Origin of the sequence: Amycolatopsis sp. (assembly GCF_035546795.1) — a bacterium.
Lineage (GTDB): Bacteria > Actinomycetota > Actinomycetes > Mycobacteriales > Pseudonocardiaceae > Amycolatopsis_E.
In genome coordinates, this window is the sequence record NZ_DASZWC010000072.1 from 32,512 (window position 1) to 49,038 (window position 16,527).

The following is a 16,527-nucleotide window of genomic DNA, read 5'->3' on the forward strand; positions in this document are numbered from 1 at the left end:
CGTCATGCGCATCCTGATCTCCGCAGACATGGAAGGGGCCACCGGCGTCACGTGGACCGACGACGTCGTGCCCGGAACAGAGCAGTGGCAGCGCTTCCGCCGGCTGTTCACCGGCGATGTGAACGCGGTGATCAGCGGCCTGTATGCAGGCGGCGCGAGTGACGTGCTGGTCAACGAGGCGCACTCTTCGCAGCGCAACCTGCTGCTGGAGGATCTCGACGACCGCGCCAGAATGCTCACCGGCAGGCACAAGCCGCTGTCCATGATGCAGGGCGTCGAGTCCGGTGTGGACGGTGTCGTGTTCCTGGGCTACCACGCCGGCGCGGGGGCCGACGGGGTGCTCGCGCACACGTACCTGGAGAACCAGATCACCGGCGTGTGGCTGGACGGCGTGCACGCCAGCGAGGGGAGGCTGAACGCCGCGCTGGCCGCCGAATACGGCGTGCCGGTGCTGCTGGTCACCGGGGACGACAAGACCTGCGACGACGCGCGCGGCTACGCCCCGGGCGCGAAAACGGTGGCGGTGAAGGAATGCGTGAGCCGCTACGCGGCGATCTGCACCCCGCCGTCGCGGACCGCGATGGCGATCGTGAGGGCCGCCGAGGCGGCGATGACCTTGGCCGGGCGCGGCGAGCCCGCGCCCGGCCCGCACCGGATCGAGGTGGAGTTCGACGCCACGCACCTCGCCCAAGCCGCCGCCGTGGTGCCAACGGTCGAGCAGACCGACGTCCGACGTGTCGGGTTCGACGCGCAGGACATGACCGAGGCGATGAAGGCCTTCAAGATCGTCACCGCCATCGCGGCCGGTGCGGTACAAGGGAAATATGGCTGACGTAATCGATCTGTGCGCTGCGCTGCTGCGCTTCGACACCAGCAACCGCGGCGGCGGCGACTCCGAGGGCGAGCGCGAGGCGGCGGAGTTCGTGGCGGGCGTGCTCTCCGACGCGGGCATCGAGCCGGAGATCCTGGAGTCCGCGCCCCGCCGCGCCAACGTGCTCGCGCGCGTGCCGGGCACGGACCCGTCGCTGCCCGCGCTGCTGGTGCAGGGCCATCTGGACGTGGTGCCCGCCGACGCCGCCGACTGGTCGGTGCCCCCGTTCGCCGCGGAGATCCGGGAAGAGTGCCTGTGGGGCCGCGGCGCGGTGGACATGAAGGACTTCTGCGCGATGGTGCTGTCGCTGGTGTCCGAAGGGCTGCGGCCCCGACGCGACCTCGTGCTGGCGTTCGTCGCCGACGAGGAGGACAAGGGCGACTACGGCGCGCACTGGCTGGCCGCGCACCACCGGGACCGGTTCGACGGCTGCGCCGCAGCGATCAGTGAGTCCGGTGGCTACACCTATCACGTGCCCGCCGCCGACGGCCGCACCGTGCGGCTGTATCCGGTGGGCACGGCCGAACGCGGGACGGCGCACATGCGGCTGACCGCGCGCGGGCGCGCGGGCCACGGCTCCCGCCGCAACGACGAGAACGCGGTGGTCCGGCTCGTCGGCGCGCTGCAGCGGATCGCCGCGCACCGCTGGCCGGTGCACCTGACCCCGACCGTCGAGGCTTTCCTTGTGCGCACGGGAGAAGCGCTCGGCATTGAGGTCGACCTGTCCGATGTGAGCGGTACGCTGGCCCGGCTCGGCCCGGCCGCGTCGCTGGCCGAGAACACGGTCCGCAACTCGGCCACCCCGACGATGCTCGACGCCGGGTACAAGGTGAACGTGATCCCGAGCGTCGCGCGGGCGCAGGTCGACACCCGGGTGCTGCCCGGCACGGAGGACGACCTGCTCGCCACCTTCGACGAACTGCTCGGCCCGGACGTGCGGCGCGAGTTCGTCGCACACCAGCCGGCCGTGCAGGCGCCGGTGGATTCGCCGTGGTTCACCGCGATGGGCGACGCGCTGCGCGCGGAGGACCCGGAGGCAGTGGTGGTGCCGTACTGCATGGGCGGCGGCACCGACGCGAAGGCGTTCAGCCCGCTCGGCATCGACTGCTACGGCTTCGCCCCGCTGTGGCTGCCGGCCGGTTTCCCGTACCGCGCGCTCGCTCACGGGGTGGACGAACGGGTCCCGCTCGAAGGGTTGCGGTTCGGTGCGCGGGTGCTGCGGAACTTCCTGACGAGCTGCTAGGAGCGCCCCGGAAGGGTTTCCAGCGACCGGGATCGGCGCTCGACGAGCCCGGCGTAGGTGCCGTCGCGTTCGGCCCACCGATGCTGGTGCACGCCCTTGACCAGGATCTCGTCCGGTGTCGGGTTTTCGGAGATGAGTTCGACGACCTCGTCGAGGAAGCCCTCCAGCGGCAGCGCGGCGGGATTGACCTTTTCCTGGCCTGCTGTCGCGACGGCGGGCGGAACGAGCTCGGTGACCTCGACGCCCGTCCCGGCCAGCTGCGCCCGCAGCGATTCGGTGTAGGCGTGCACTCCCGCTTTCGACGCGCCGTAGGTCGGCATGAGCGGGAACGGGAGGAAGGCGATCCCGGACGTGACCGTGACGATGGTGCCGCCACCGCGCTCGATCAGGTGCGGGGTGAAGGCGTCGATCACCCGGATGGTCCCGAGCAGGTTGGTCGCGACGGTCGTTTCCGCCTGGGCGATGTGGGCGGGGTCGCGCAGGTCTTCCACGAGCATGACGCCCGACATCGTGACCACCACGTCGAGGCCGGGGTGGTGCGCCAGAACCTCGTCGCGGGCAAGGAGAACCGAACCGGGATCGGTAACGTCGATCTTGACGGTCTCGAGATCATCGATCCTGCCGGTGCCGCGCCCTCCGACGACGACCGTGCTGCCCGCGTCGGCGAACCGCCGTGCCAGCCCGAGGCCGATGCCGGAGGTGCCGCCGGCGATCAGGACGGTGCGTCCGCTGATGTCCATGTCCGTACTGCTTTCTTCCGGTGACGGGTACACCGGCGATGATCAGCTCGAACGGCCGCGGCCGGGAGGTCCCTGTCCATCCTGGGAGTGCGAGGACCCCTCTACTCCGGGATCCGCTCGGCCAGCGCCGCCCGGGTGCCCGCCGCGCTGCGCCTGGATCTTCGCCCGGCCCCGGAAGCGCTCGCCGCACCGCGGATAGTCCAGCACCGCGCCCACCGCGTAGATCGCCTGCTCGGTGCCGGTGTCCCCGAGTTCCGAGGCCCGCCAGTGCTCGGCTATCCGCGCGCGGCTCTTGGCGTCACGAGTCATCGGGTCAGCCTGGCCAGCGGGCAGCGGGAAAGCCGGTTGTCCGGTTTCGGTCAGGTTTTCCGGCGAATCTTGACGCGGACCGTGAAGAACCTGTGAAGTTCGAGCCATGGTCCGAACCAAAGGTGTGCCGGTGCTGCTCTCCGCCGTCCTGCTCACCGCCGGGCTGGTGAGCGCCCCAGTCTCGGCCGCGCCAGCCGTCCCGGGTTTCGCCTCCTCCTTCGAAACCACCGACCCGCAACCCACCTGGGTCGACACGGTCGAGACCGGGCCGGACGGGCAGCCGCTCGCCTCGGGAGTCAACGGTGCCAACGGTTCGGCCATCCCCGGCGACATCCGCGGCAAGCTCACCGACGTGACCGCCAGCGACGAGAACACCGGCGCCGGCGAGATCGCGATCAACCTGACCGACGCCAAACCCGAGACGAAATGGCTGGCCCATCAGCCCACCGGCTGGGTCCAGTACGCGCTCGCCGAGCCGACCGAGGTCACGCACTACGCGCTCACCTCCGCCAACGACGCACCGGAGCGCGACCCGAAGGACTGGAAACTCGAAGGCTCCGCCGACGGGCAGACCTGGACCACGCTCGACGAGCAGACCGGCCAGAGCTTCACGGATCGCTTCCAGGACAAGGAGTTCCAGCTCGCGCGGCCCGCGACCTACGCGCACTACCGGCTGGAGATCACCGCCGACAATGGCGGCCCCCTGTTGCAACTCGCGGAACTGTTGCTGGCCAACGACGAACCCGCGCCGCCCCCGTCGCCCAACATGCGGACGTACCCCGACAACGGACCCGTCGGCGGCTACACGAACAAGCCACGGGCGGGTTACACGGGCCTGCGCGCGCTGCACTACGGCGGCACCCAGACCGCGCAGGGCCACGGCTACTCGTACAACAAGATCTTCGACGTGCACGTGCCCGTCACCGCGAACACCGAGCTGTCCTACAAGATCTTCCCCGAGCTGGTGAACAACGATCTGAGCTACCCGAGCACCGACGTGTCGCTCGATCTTGCGTTCACCGACGGCACCTACCTGTCGGAACTCGGCGCCACCGACCAGTACGGCTTCGCGCTTTCGCCGCAGGGCCAGGGCACCGGAAAAGCCTTGTACAGCAACCAGTGGAACCTCATCCACGCCGACCTCGGCAAGGTCGCGCGCGGCAAGACGATCGCCCGGATCCTGCTCGACTACGACAACCCCGCCGGCCCGGCGATCTTCAACGGCTGGGTGGACGACGTCCAGCTCGGCGCCGCGACGACCAGCCACGTGTCGCACCTGTCCGACCAGGTGCTGACCACGCGCGGCACCAACGCCAACGGCACCTTCTCGCGCGGCAACAACTTCCCCGCCACCGCGCTGCCGCACGGGTTCAACTTCTGGACCCCGGTCACCGACGCGGGCTCCGACAGCTGGCTCTACCGCTACCAGGAAGCCAACAACGCGCAGAACCTGCCGGCGCTGCAGGCCTTCGGGCTCAGCCACGAACCGAGCCCGTGGATGGGCGACCGGCAGACCTTCCAGATCATGCCCTCGGCGGCCGCCGGGGTGCCCGACGCGGACCGCACCGCGCGGGCGCTGCCCTTCCAGCACCAGAACGAGACCGCCAAGCCCTACTACTACGGCGTGAAGTTCGAGAACGGCGTCACCGGTGAGCTCACCCCGGCCGACCATGCCGCGATGATGCGCTTTTCCTTCCCCGGCAACGATTCGAGTCTCATTTTCGACAACGTGAGCAACGCGGGCGGGCTCACGCTCGACCCGGCGACGAATTCCCTGACCGGCTACTCCGATGTCAAGAGCGGCCTGTCCGCGGGCGCCGGGCGGCTGTACGTGTACGCGACCTTCGACCAGCCCGTCACCGCTGGTTCGATGCTGCCCGGCGAAGGCCGGGACAACGTGCGCGGCTATCTCAAGTTCGGCGCGAAGACCGTGACCATGCGGATCGCGACCTCGCTGATCAGCGTGGACCAGGCGAAACAGAACCTGGCACAGGAGATCGCCCCGCGCGCGAGCTTCGAGTCGGTGCGCAGGCCGCCTGGGACCGGCAACTCGGCGTGATCGAGGTCGACGGCGCGAGCCAGGACCAGCTGACCACCCTGTACTCCAACCTTTACCGGCTGTTCCTCTACCCGAACTCCGGTTTCGAGAACACCGGCACCACGCAGCGCCCGCACTACGCCTACGCCAGCCCGTTCACCCAGCAGGTCGTGGACGGCCGGCTGTATGTCAACAACGGGTTCTGGGACACCTACCGCACCACCTGGCCCGCCTACGACCTGCTCTCCCCGGACATGGCCGGGAAGATGATCGACGGGTTCGTGCAGCAATACCGCGACGGCGGCTGGATCGCGCGCTGGTCCTCCCCCGGCTACGCCGACCTGATGACCGGCACCAGCTCCGACGTCGCCTTCGCCGACGCGTACCTCAAGGGCGTGCGCAACTTCGACGTCCAGTCGGCCTACGACGCCGCGGTCAAGAACGCCACCGTCGCACCACCGAACTCCGGCGTCGGCCGCAAGGGCCTGGACACCTCGATCTTCCTCGGCTACACCCCCACCACCACCGGCGAGGGAATGTCGTGGGCGATGGAGGGCTATGTCAACGACTTCGGCATCGCGAACCTGTCGAAAAAGCTCGCGGACGAGGCGAACCCTGGCGACCCGCGGAAACAGGAGTACCTGGACAACTACACGTACTTCCTGAGCCGGGCGCAGAACTACGTGAAGATGTTCGACCCGGGGGTCGGGTTCTTCCAGGGCCGCAACCCCGACGGCAGCTTCCGGCTGCCCGCGAGCCGGTACGACCCGCGCGTCTGGGGCGGGGACTACACCGAGACCGACGGCTGGAACATGGCCTTCACCGTGCCGCAGGACGGGCAGGGCCTGGCCGATCTCTACGGCGGCAAGCAGGGGCTGGCGAACAAGCTCGACCAGTTCTTCGCCACCCCGGAGACGGCGGGCTTCCCCGGCTCCTACGGCGGCGCGATCCACGAGATGCGCGAGGCGCGGGACGTGCGGATGGGCCAGTACGGCCAGTCCAACCAGCCCTCGCACCACATCCTCTACATGTACGACTACGCCGGGCAGCCGTCGAAGACGCAGGCGAAGGTCCGGGAAGCGCTTTCCCGGCTTTACGTGGGCAGCGAGCTCGGCCAGGGTTACCCCGGCGACGAGGACAACGGCGAGATGTCCGCCTGGTACGTCTTCAGCGCACTGGGCTTCTACCCGCTGCAGATGGGCAGCCCGGACTATGCCGTGGGCTCGCCGCTGTTCACGAAGGCCACTATCCACCTGGGCGGCCGGGACCTGGTGATCAACGCGCCGAAGAACAACGCGAAGAACGTGTACGTGCAGGGCCTACGGGTCAACGGCAAGCCGTGGTCGTCCACGTCGCTGCCGCACGACCTGCTCGCCCGCGGCGGCACGCTGGACTTCGACCTGGGGCCGAACCCGTCCCGCTGGGGCACCGGCCCGGACGACGCACCCGCCTCGATCACCCAGGGCGACACGCCGCCGAGCCCGCTCACCGACGTGACCGGTCCGGGCAAAGGCACCGGCTCGGACGCCGCGCTGTTCGACAACACCTCGGCCACCGAGGCGCCGGCTTCCACCATCAGCTACGACCTGAACGCCCCCGCGAACGCGACGTACTACACGCTCACGTCGGCGAAGGAGGTCGCCGATCCCCCGGGCTGGACGCTGGAGGGCTCCCCCGACGGCGAGCACTGGACGACGCTGGACACGCGGCGGAACCAGACGTTCCCCTGGCGTTCACAGACCCGGCCGTTCCGGATCGCCCATCCCGGGAACTACAGCCATTACCGGCTCACCCTCAGCGGGCAGGCCACCCTCGCGGAGGTCGAGCTGCTCGCGCGCTGAACAGGAGGAAAGCCGGCCGGCCGGTTACGGTAGGGCACGTGATCACCGACCGGTTCCGCTCGTCCTTCGAAGAGGGTGATCCGGTCCCCCGGACCGGCACCCCCGGCGGCGGGCCGGAACGGTCACCCGCGGCGAAACGTGGCGCGGGTTTCACCGGACCGCGGGCGCTGCGGTTCACCGGCCGGGACGGCGGCACGCTGTTCGAAGTGGACCTGGAAACGGCCGAGTACGACGAGTTGTCCTATGTGGTCTTCCCGGATCGCGACGCCGAGTACACGAGCACACGCACCTTCCTCGACGTCGAGTTCGCCGACGGCGGCACGCTCACCGAGCCGCTGGACGGGAAAGCGCTCTATCCCGACCAGTGGAACCTCGTCCGGCGGCCGCTGCCACCAGGACGGCGGATCCGCGCGATCACCCTCACCGCGCACGGCACCGGCTGGATCGACGACGTGCGCATCGCGAACCGGCCGCCCCGCGGCGCGGACCCCGTCGACTGGGTGCGCACGACCCGGGGTACGCATTCCAGCTCGGAGTTCTCCCGCGGCAACACCTTTCCGGCGGTCGCCGTGCCGCACGGGTTCAACTTCTGGACCCCGGTCACCGACAGCCATTCGACCACGTGGCTGTACGAATACCACCGGCGCAACAACGCGGCGAACCGGCCGGTGCTGGCCGGGTTCGCGCTCAGCCACCAGCCCAGTCCGTGGATGGGCGACCGGCACACCTTCCACGTCATCCCCGGCGGGCCGCTCGCGTTCGGGCACGAGAACGAAGCCGGCCACCCGCACCACTACGGCGTGGCCTTCGACAACGGGACCACCGTCAACCTCGCGCCCACCGACCACGCGGCGATGTTCCACTTCGCGTTCTCCGGCGAAGCCACGGTGCGCTTCCACTGCGCCAAGGGCAGCGTCCGCGTCAGTCCGAAAGGGACTGTCACCGGGCACACGCGCGTGCGCAGCCGCCTGTCCGCGGGCGCGCGGCGGATGTTCGTCTACGGCACTTTCGACCAGCCAGGCCACCGCGCGGGCAGGACACTGACGTTCGACACCCCCACCGTCCGGCTGCGGATCGCCACCTCGCTGATCAGCCTCGCACAGGCCCGGCGCAACCTGGAGCGCGAGATCCCGGCCGGCACGTCGTTCGAGCGAGTCCGCGACGAGGCACGGAAAGCCTGGCAGGAACTGCTCGGCCGGATCGAACTGGACGGCGCCACCGAGGACCAGCGCACCACCTTCTACTCCGGGCTGTACCGGCTGTTCCTGTACCCGAACTCCGGGCACGAGGAAACGCCGAAGGGCCGCCGCCACGCCAGCCCGGTGCGCCGCCGCTGGTGGCCGAGCACCCGCCGCCGCTCCGGCGCGAAGATCGTCGACGGCCCGATGTCGGTGAACAACGGGTTCTGGGACACCTACCGCACCTGCTGGCCCGCCTACGCGCTGCTCGCCCCGCGCCGCTGCGGTGAGCTGATCGAGGGCTTCGTGCAGCAGTTCCGCGAAGGCGGGTGGATCTCCCGCTGGTCCTCCCCCGGCTACGCGAACCTGATGACCGGCACCAGTTCCGACGTCGCCTTCGCCGACGCGTACCTGAAGGGCGTGCGCGGTTTCGACGTCGAGGCCGCGTATCAGGCCGCGCTGCGCAACGCCACCGTCCCGCCCGCGCACAAGGCCGTCGGGCGCAAGGGCCTGCGGGAGTCGATCTTCCTCGGCTACACCCCCTCGACCACGCCGGAAGGCATGTCGTGGGCACTGGAGGCGTGCGTCAACGACTTCGGCATCGCCAACCTCGCCGGGGCGCTGGGCAAGACCGACGACGCCCGCTACTTCCACCAGCGCGCGCTGCACTACGTGCACCACTTCGACGAGCGCACCGGGTTCTTCCAGGGCCGCCACCGTGACGGCCGGTGGCGGTGGTCGCCCGCGGAGTACGACCCCACGGTCTGGGGCTTCGACTACACCGAGACCGACGGCTGGAACATGGCCTTCACGGTCCCGCACGACGGCACCGGGCTGGCGAACCTGCTCGGCGGCCGTGCCGCGCTGGAGTCCAAACTGGACACGTTCTTCGCCACCCCGGAAACGGGGCGGCGGCCTGGTTCCTACGGCGGGATCATCCACGAGATGACCGAGGCGGCCGATCTGCGGCTGGGCCAGTACGGGCATTCCAACCAGCCCTCGCACCACATCCCGTTCATGTACCACTACGCGGGCGCCCCGGCGAAGGCGCAGAAGGTGGTGCGCGAGGTGCTGGACCGCTGTTACCTCGGCAGCGAAATCGGCCAGGGCTATCCCGGCGACGAGGACAACGGCGAGATGTCCGCGTGGTACGTCTTCGCGTCGCTGGGCCTGTACCCGCTGGCGGTCGGCAGCCCGGTCTACGTGCTTGGTGCGCCCCTGTTCAGCGGGGCGAAGATCGCGCTGGAGAACGGCGGCACCGTGCGGATCACCGCGTCCGGCAGCGGACCGTATGTGGCGGGGCTGCGGGTCAACGGCGAGCCCAGCACGAGGTTGTGGATCACCCACGACGAACTGGCCACGGGCGCCCGGCTCGACTTCACGTTGTCCGAAACACCCGCCCAATGGGGCGAGGTGCCGCCGTCGCTGACCACCGGCAGTGCACGCCCCAGCCCGCTCACCGACCTCACCGAACCCGGCCGCGGCGTGCTCTTCGACGACACCAGCCGCACCCAGCTCACCTACACCGGCCAGGCCGCCACCATCGAGTACACAGTGGACGGTCCGGTGCGGCCGGTGGAGATCTACACCCTCACCTGTGGCACCCGGGGTGCCCCGGCCGCGTGGACCCTGGAAGGCTCTGACGACGCCACGACCTGGCAGGTGCTCGACGAGCGCGCGGACGAGACCTTCTCGTGGCGGCGGCAGACCCGCCCGTTCGCACTCGCCGAGCCTGCCGCCCGGCGGCACTGGCGGCTGCGGGTCCGGCGCACGGACGGAAGGAGACTTTCCTTGGCGCAGTGGGAACTGCTGGCGCGGGAGCGGTGATGGACAGGCTCACGACGACGTGGGACCGGATCCGCGACCGGCTGGTGGCGGCCGACCCGGGGCTGATCCGGCTGCGGCTGGCCGGGCTCGCCGTCGGCGGCATCGCCATCTCGATCGCCGTGCTGGCAGCGGTGGGGCGCCCGATCCCGACGATCATGGTCGCCGGGATCGCGGCCATGCAGGCGGCGTTCAACGTCAACGACCGCACCCCGCGCGCCCAGGGGGTCACCCTGGTGCTGGCGTTCTGCTCGGGTGCGCTCGCCATGACCGTCGCCGCGTTCGGCGCCACCGTCCCGCCGCTGGACAGCATCCTGTTCGTGGCGCTGATCTTCTTCGTGGTGTACGGGCAGCGCTTCGCGCCCCGCGGCAACGCCCTGGGCGCGCTGGCGTTCTTCATGTTCTTCTTCGCGATGTTCCTGCAGCTCAAGCCGGCGCAGCTGCCCACCTTCATCGAATCACTGGCGCTCGGGCTCGCGGCCAACGCGCTGATGCGGTTCGTCGTCCTGCGCCGCAGGCCCGAACGCGAGCTGGTCCGGATCCGCCGGGCCTTCCGGGCGCGGCTGGCCGCTGTCGCCCGCAGCGCGGCGGCGTACCTGGCCAGTGCGGGCTCGGACCGCCGTCGTGCTCAGCTGCTGCGCGCGGACTCCCGTCTCCATGAAGCGGTGCTGATGATCGAGGACGCCATCGAGGACGTGCTCGAACCGCCGTCGTCGGAACTGTTGCGGCGCCGGGCGATCGAGGTCGAACTGGCCGCGCAGTGGCTCTCCCTCACCGCGCGGCGCACCAACACCGAGAAGCTGCCCGAGGAAACCCGCGACGAGCTGGTCGGCAGCCTGCTGCGGTTCGAGTCGCTGATCGAGAACGACCCGCGCGCGCTGCCGGTGATCAACGACACCGAAGAGTTCAGCCGGATGCTGGTGGCCGGCAGCCGCCTCGACAAGCAGTCCCCCGGCGACGATCTGCGCCGCGCCATCGCCGAACTCGCGCTCGCGGACGTGAACGCGCAGCGGATCGCGGAACACGACTACTCCGCCGAGACGGAACTGCCCGAACCCGCGGAACCGGAACACAAGAAGGTCTTCGCCTTCGACAACCGCACCCGCAGCGCGATCCAGGCCACCATCGCCGGCGGACTCGCGGTGCTCGGCGGCGAACTCGTCTCGCACCAGCGGTGGTACTGGGCGGTGCTGACGGTGTTCGTGGTCTTCCTGAACACCAATACCGCGGGCGCCACGTTCGTCAAGGGCTTCCGGCGCGTCACCGGCACCATGGTCGGGATCTTCGGCGGGATGCTGCTGGCACTGCTGGTCACCGGCGACACCACCGCCACGCTGGTCCTGTTGCTGCTGTGCGTGTTCTGCCTCGTCTACACCGCGCGGGTTTCGCAGGTGGTGATGTCGTTCTTCATCACCTGCATGCTCGGCCTGCTCTACAGCCTGCTCGGCACCTTCACCTTCGAGGTGCTGTGGCTGCGCGTGGCCGAGACAGCGGTGGGCGCGACCGCGGGCATCCTCGCCGCCGTCGCGGTGCTGCCCGTGCGCACCCGCACCGTGCTGCGCTCGGACCTGGCGGCAGTGCTCGACGACGTGACCGAGTTCCTGGAGCAGGCGGAGGTGCTGCTGTCCGGGCGGGAGAACGTCAGCGTGATCGAACTCTCGCGGGAGCTGGACCGCTCGGTGGAGAAGGCGCGCGCCACGATCGAACCGCTCACGCACCCGATCAGCCTGTCCAGCCGCCGCGACTACGGCTCCTACGTGCTCACCGCGCTGGACCGGATCTCCTTCCGCGCCAGGCATGTCGCCGCACGCGCCGAGCCCGGCTTGTTCGCCGGGGACGAGCGGCTGGAGTCGCTCACCGACCGCGTCATCCACAACGTGGAGGTGCTGCGGGAGGCGATCACCGACGGCGGGACGCAGCACAAACTGGACCGCGACACTGAGACTCCGCTCACCCGCGACTCCGACGACGCCCGGCAACGCTCCGTGCTGACCAGCCTGGGCCGTCTTGACGAGGGGATTATCGCACTGGGCCGGGTGTTCGAGGTGCCGACCACCGAATCGGTTCAGTCGAACGTGAGGCGACGCACCGAGTCGTCGCAGGCAGCGGCCGATAGAGTCACGAACATCAGCGAAAAACCCGTCCGCAGGAGTACGCAATGACCCAAGCCCCCGTCAACGTCACCGTCACCGGCGCCGCCGGCCAGATCGGCTACGCGCTGCTGTTCCGCATCGCGTCCGGTCAGCTGCTCGGCGCGGACACCCCGGTGAAGCTGCGGTTGCTGGAGATCCCGCAGGCGGTCAAGGCGGCCGAGGGCACCGCGATGGAACTCGAAGACGGGGCTTTCCCGCTGCTGGCCGGCACCGACATCTTCGACGACCCGAAGCAGGCGTTCGCCGGGGCGAACGTCGCGCTGCTGGTCGGCGCCCGCCCGCGCACCAAGGGCATGGAGCGCGGTGACCTGCTCGAGGCCAACGGCGGCATCTTCAAGCCGCAGGGCGAGGCCATCAACGCCGGTGCCGCCGAGGACATCAAGGTGCTCGTGGTCGGCAACCCGGCCAACACCAACGCGCTGATCGCCCAGTCCAACGCGCCCGACGTGCCGGCCGAGCGCTTCACCGCGATGACCCGCCTCGACCACAACCGCGCCGCCGCGCAGCTGGCCAAGAAGCTCGGCGTGTCCGTCGGCGACATCAAGAAGCTGACCATCTGGGGCAACCACTCCGCGACCCAGTACCCGGACCTGTTCCACGCCGAGGTCGCCGGCAAGAACGCGGCCGAGGCCGTCAACGACCAGAAGTGGCTCGAGGACGAGTTCATCCCGACGGTCGCCAAGCGTGGTGCCGCGATCATCGAGGCCCGGGGCGCGTCGTCGGCCGCCTCCGCCGCTTCGGCCGCGATCGACCACGTCCACACCTGGGTCAACGGCACCGCCGCGGGCGACTGGACCTCGATGGCCATCCCGTCGGACGGTTCCTACGGTGTGCCCGAGGGCATCATCTCGTCCTTCCCGGTCACCACCAAGGACGGCAAGTACGAGATCGTGCAGGGCCTGGAGATCGACGAGTTCTCCCGCGGCAAGATCGACGCCTCCGTGGCCGAACTGGTCGAGGAGCGCGACGCCGTGCGCAAGCTCGGCCTGGTCTGAGTTTTCCCGGCGAAGGCCCGGTTCCCCCTTGGGGGCCGGGCCTTCTGCTTGCTCACACCACAAACCGCCGCCCGGCAACGGAATCGGGGTGGCCCCACGCGCGAGGATGACGTGGTTGCGCTGGGTTCTTCGCTTTTTCCGGCAACCCCGAAACCGCCGCCCGGCAACGAAACCGACGCGGCCCACGCCCAAGCCCACCCCCGCCCCGATCCCAAGCCGCCCTCGCGGTCACGGGTTCGGGTCAAGGCATCTTTCCCGCCTTGACGCGGGCCCGTGACCGCGCACACTCGAAGATCGGGGCGGGGTGGGCCCGCTCAGCGCGCTACGCGCGCCCGTCGCGCCGCAACCCGCACCACCGGAGGCCGACGTGGTTGCATTGGGGCCCTTCGCTTTTCAGTGTCTTACGAGCGGAGGGGGTCGCGTCAAGGGCGCCTTCGGCGTCGCTTCGCGATGGGCAAGCCCACCCTTGACCCGGCCCCGACCGCACGCAAAGCGGGCTTGGGACGAAGGGCCGGGGAGGTCCAAGGGCCTTGCCTGCGGCCCAAGACCTAAGCGCCGGTCAGGCCCCGTCGTGCCAGCAGGGGTGCGATTTCCGGGTCCCTGCCACGGAAATCCCGGAACGCCACCATCGAGTCCAGGCTTCCCCCACGGCTCAGCAGCGTGGCCCGGAAGTGATCACCGTTCTCCCGCTTCAACCCGCCGTTCTCCTTGAACCACTCCACGGTGTCGGCATCGAGTACCTCGCTCCAGATGTACGAGTAGTACCCGGCCGAATAGCCGCCGCTGAACACGTGCGCGAAGTAGGTGCTGCGGTACCGGGGCGGCACGACCGCGAGCGCGACACCGGCCTTTTCCAGTGCGGCCGTTTCGAAGGCGATCGCATCGGAAAGGTCGTCGTCCGGGCTGATCGTGTGCCAGGCCTGGTCCAGCAGCGACGCCGCCAGGTACTCCGTCGTCGCGTAGCCCTGCCCGTACTGCGCGGACTCCTGCAGCCTGTCCACGAGCCGCTGTGGCAAGGGCTCCCCGGTCCGGTGGTGCTTGGCGTAGTTGGCCAGCACCTCCGGCCACAGCATCCACATCTCGTTGACCTGCGACGGGTACTCGACGAAGTCACGCGGCACGCTGGTGCCGGAGAAGGACGGGAACCGCACGTCCGACAGCAGGGCGTGCAGCGCGTGCCCGAACTCGTGAAAAGCGGTGACCACCTCGTCGAAGGTGAGCAGGGTCGGCTCGCCGTCGGGCGGGCGCGAGATGTTGAGGTTGTTCACCACCACCGTCTTGTCGCCCAGCAGCCGGGACTGGTCGACGAAGGTGTTCATCCACGCGCCACCGCGCTTGGAATCGCGCGTGTAGTAGTCGCCAAGGAACAGCCCGCGCGGAGTGCCGTCCGCATCGGCGACCTCGAACACCCGCACCTCGGGGTGATACGCGGGCAGGTCGTGCCGCTCGGTGAAGGTGAGCCCGTAAAGCTTGCTCGCCGCGAAGAAGACGCCGTCCCGCAGCACGTGATCGAGCTCGAAATACGGGCGCAGGGTGGCTTCGTCGATGTCGTACCGCGCCTTGCGGACGCGCTCGCCGTAGAACGCCCAGTCCCACGCTTCGAGCTTCTCGCCGGGCAGGTCCTCGTCCAGAAACCGTTGCAGCTCTTCGGCATCGCGCTTCGCGTTGGCCACCGCGGCCGGGGCGAGGCGCTCCAGCAAGCCGATCGCGGCGTCCGCGGTGTGCGCCGTCTGGTCGGAGATCACGTACCCGGCGTGGTGCGGGTAACCCAGCAGCCGCGCGCGCTCCGCACGCAGCGCGGCGATCCTGGTCAGCACGCCCTTGTTGTCGTTCTCGTTGCCACGATTGCCGCGCGACGCCGAGGCCCGGAACAGCCGCTCGCGAAGCGCCCTGTTCTCCAGCGACGCCAGCAGCGGCTGCGAAGTCGGCAGGCTCAAGCTGAGCAGGTACCCGCCCTCGACGCCCCGTGACGCGGCGGCTTCCCGCGCGGACGCGATCGTCTCCGCCGAAAGCCCGGCCAGTTCGGCTTCGTCGTCCACCACGACCGCGAGATCGTTGGTGTCCCGCAGCAGGTTCTCCTGGAACGTGGTGCTCAGCGTCGACAGTTCCTCGTTGAGTGCACGCAACCGCTGCTGGTCGTGGGCGGGCAGCCCTGCGCCGGCGCGCTGGAAGTCGGTGTGCGTGCGCTCCAGCAGCCACGCCGATTCCTCGTCCAGGCCCAGTGAATCCCGCCGCTCGTAGAGTTCGCGGACCCGCGCGGAGAGCCGCGGGTCGAGGTGGATGGCGTCGTGGTGCGCCGCCAGTTTCGGGGCGATCTCGGCCTGCAGCCGCTGCAGCTCGGGATTGGTGTCCGACGAAGTCAGGTTGAAGAACACCGACGACACCCGGTTGAGCAGCCTGCCGGAGCGCTCCAGCGCGACGAGCGTGTTGTCGAACGACGCCGGTGCGGGGTCGTTCGCGATCCGCTCGATCTCCGCCCGGTGCCCGGCGAGGCCGGCTTCGAAGGCGGGCGCGAAGTCCTCGTCCGCGATCCGGTCGAACGGCGGCAGCCCGTAGGGCAGTTCGCTCGCGGCCGCGAAGGGGTTGTCCGGACTCAGCGATTCGCTCACAGGCTGCCCTTTCGTCCCGTAGAACCCCCGACCTCGGCATCGGAGGACACTTTCTTCCTACCGCGCTTCGGCCTGGCAGGCACCACCCCGGCGAAATCCGAGCTGTGATCGTTGACCCGCAACACGAACGGCCGGGTCTCGGTGTAGCGGACCACCGACACCGCCGCCGGGTCCACCACGATCCGCTGGAACGAATCCAGGTGCTGGCCGAGCGCGTCGGCCAGGATCGACTTGAGCACGTCCCCGTGGCTGCACAGCAGCCACACCGCGTGCTCGCCGTGCTCGGCGGTGATCCGCGCGTCGTGCTCGCGCACCGCCGTCACCGCCCTGGCCTGCATCGCCGCGAGCCCTTCCCCGCCGGGGAACACCGCCGCGGACGGGTGCGCCTGCACCACTCGCCACAGCGGTTCCTTCACCAGCGTCTTGAGTTCGCGCCCGGTCCACTCGCCATAGTCCACTTCGGACAGCCGCGGTTCGACCGTGCGGGCCAGCCCGCGCTCGTCCAGCAGCGGCGCGACGGTCTGCTTGCAGCGCAGCAACGGCGAGACGACCGCCTCGGCCAGTGGCACCCCGCTCAATCGGTCGATCAGCGCTTTCGCCTGCAGCCTGCCGGTTTCGTCCAGCCCCACCTTGGGGGTGCGCCCGGCCAGCACGCCGGAACCGTTGGCCGTGGACCGGCCGTGTCTGAGCAGGATGACTGTGGCCACGGCCGCCACAATACGTGGT

Annotated in this window: 9 protein-coding genes and 1 pseudogene; 6 read left to right on the top strand and 4 right to left on the bottom strand. The window is 69.7% G+C overall.

Annotated elements, in window-relative coordinates; genetic code table 11:
* Positions 1 to 4: 4 nt before the first annotated feature.
* On the top strand, positions 5 to 832 hold the full coding sequence (locus tag VHD82_RS36270; protein ID WP_325714073.1) for a M55 family metallopeptidase: 828 nt from the start codon (positions 5 to 7) through the stop codon (positions 830 to 832).
* Positions 825 to 2,114, top strand: coding sequence for a M20/M25/M40 family metallo-hydrolase (locus VHD82_RS36275; RefSeq protein ID WP_325714074.1), 1,290 nt, complete (start codon positions 825 to 827; stop codon positions 2,112 to 2,114). The genes VHD82_RS36270 and VHD82_RS36275 overlap by 8 nt, the downstream gene beginning before the upstream one ends.
* Here the strand turns inward: VHD82_RS36275 and VHD82_RS36280 are convergent.
* Positions 2,111 to 2,854: an SDR family oxidoreductase gene (locus VHD82_RS36280; RefSeq protein WP_325714075.1), complete on the bottom strand. Its 744-nt coding sequence runs from the start codon at positions 2,852 to 2,854 to the stop codon at positions 2,111 to 2,113. The two genes, VHD82_RS36275 and VHD82_RS36280, sit on opposite strands and share 4 nt — an antisense overlap.
* Before the next feature lie 42 nt (positions 2,855 to 2,896).
* Positions 2,897 to 3,163: a hypothetical protein gene (locus VHD82_RS36285; protein ID WP_325714077.1), complete on the bottom strand. Its 267-nt coding sequence runs from the start codon at positions 3,161 to 3,163 to the stop codon at positions 2,897 to 2,899.
* 106 nt (positions 3,164 to 3,269) lie between these two features.
* Here VHD82_RS36285 and VHD82_RS36290 point away from each other — a divergent pair.
* The 4 genes and pseudogenes from VHD82_RS36290 to VHD82_RS36305 all read left to right on the top strand — a co-directional run bounded on the left by VHD82_RS36290 (position 3,270) and on the right by VHD82_RS36305 (position 13,192).
* A pseudogene (locus VHD82_RS36290) lies at positions 3,270 to 7,042 on the top strand (GH92 family glycosyl hydrolase).
* Positions 7,043 to 7,080: 38 nt separating this feature from the next.
* Complete coding sequence (locus VHD82_RS36295; RefSeq protein WP_414637641.1) at positions 7,081 to 10,047, top strand: GH92 family glycosyl hydrolase; 2,967 nt, start codon at positions 7,081 to 7,083, stop codon at positions 10,045 to 10,047.
* Positions 10,047 to 12,206 (top strand): FUSC family protein, encoded by a 2,160-nt coding sequence (locus VHD82_RS36300; RefSeq protein ID WP_325714079.1) that lies wholly within the window; start codon positions 10,047 to 10,049, stop codon positions 12,204 to 12,206. The genes VHD82_RS36295 and VHD82_RS36300 overlap by 1 nt, the downstream gene beginning before the upstream one ends.
* Positions 12,203 to 13,192 (top strand): malate dehydrogenase, encoded by a 990-nt coding sequence (locus tag VHD82_RS36305; RefSeq protein ID WP_325714081.1) that lies wholly within the window; start codon positions 12,203 to 12,205, stop codon positions 13,190 to 13,192. The genes VHD82_RS36300 and VHD82_RS36305 overlap by 4 nt, the downstream gene beginning before the upstream one ends.
* A gap of 548 nt (positions 13,193 to 13,740) precedes the next feature.
* On the opposite strand, the gene VHD82_RS36310 is transcribed toward VHD82_RS36305, so the two are convergent.
* The gene (locus VHD82_RS36310; RefSeq protein ID WP_325714083.1) at positions 13,741 to 15,801 is read right to left on the bottom strand and encodes a M3 family metallopeptidase; all 2,061 of its coding nucleotides are present in this window, start codon (positions 15,799 to 15,801) and stop codon (positions 13,741 to 13,743) included.
* Entirely contained in the window at positions 15,798 to 16,508 is a 711-nt protein-coding gene (locus VHD82_RS36315; protein ID WP_325714086.1) for a histidine phosphatase family protein, read from the bottom strand. Before VHD82_RS36315 ends, VHD82_RS36310 begins: the two co-directional genes overlap by 4 nt.
* Positions 16,509 to 16,527 lie beyond the last annotated feature (19 nt).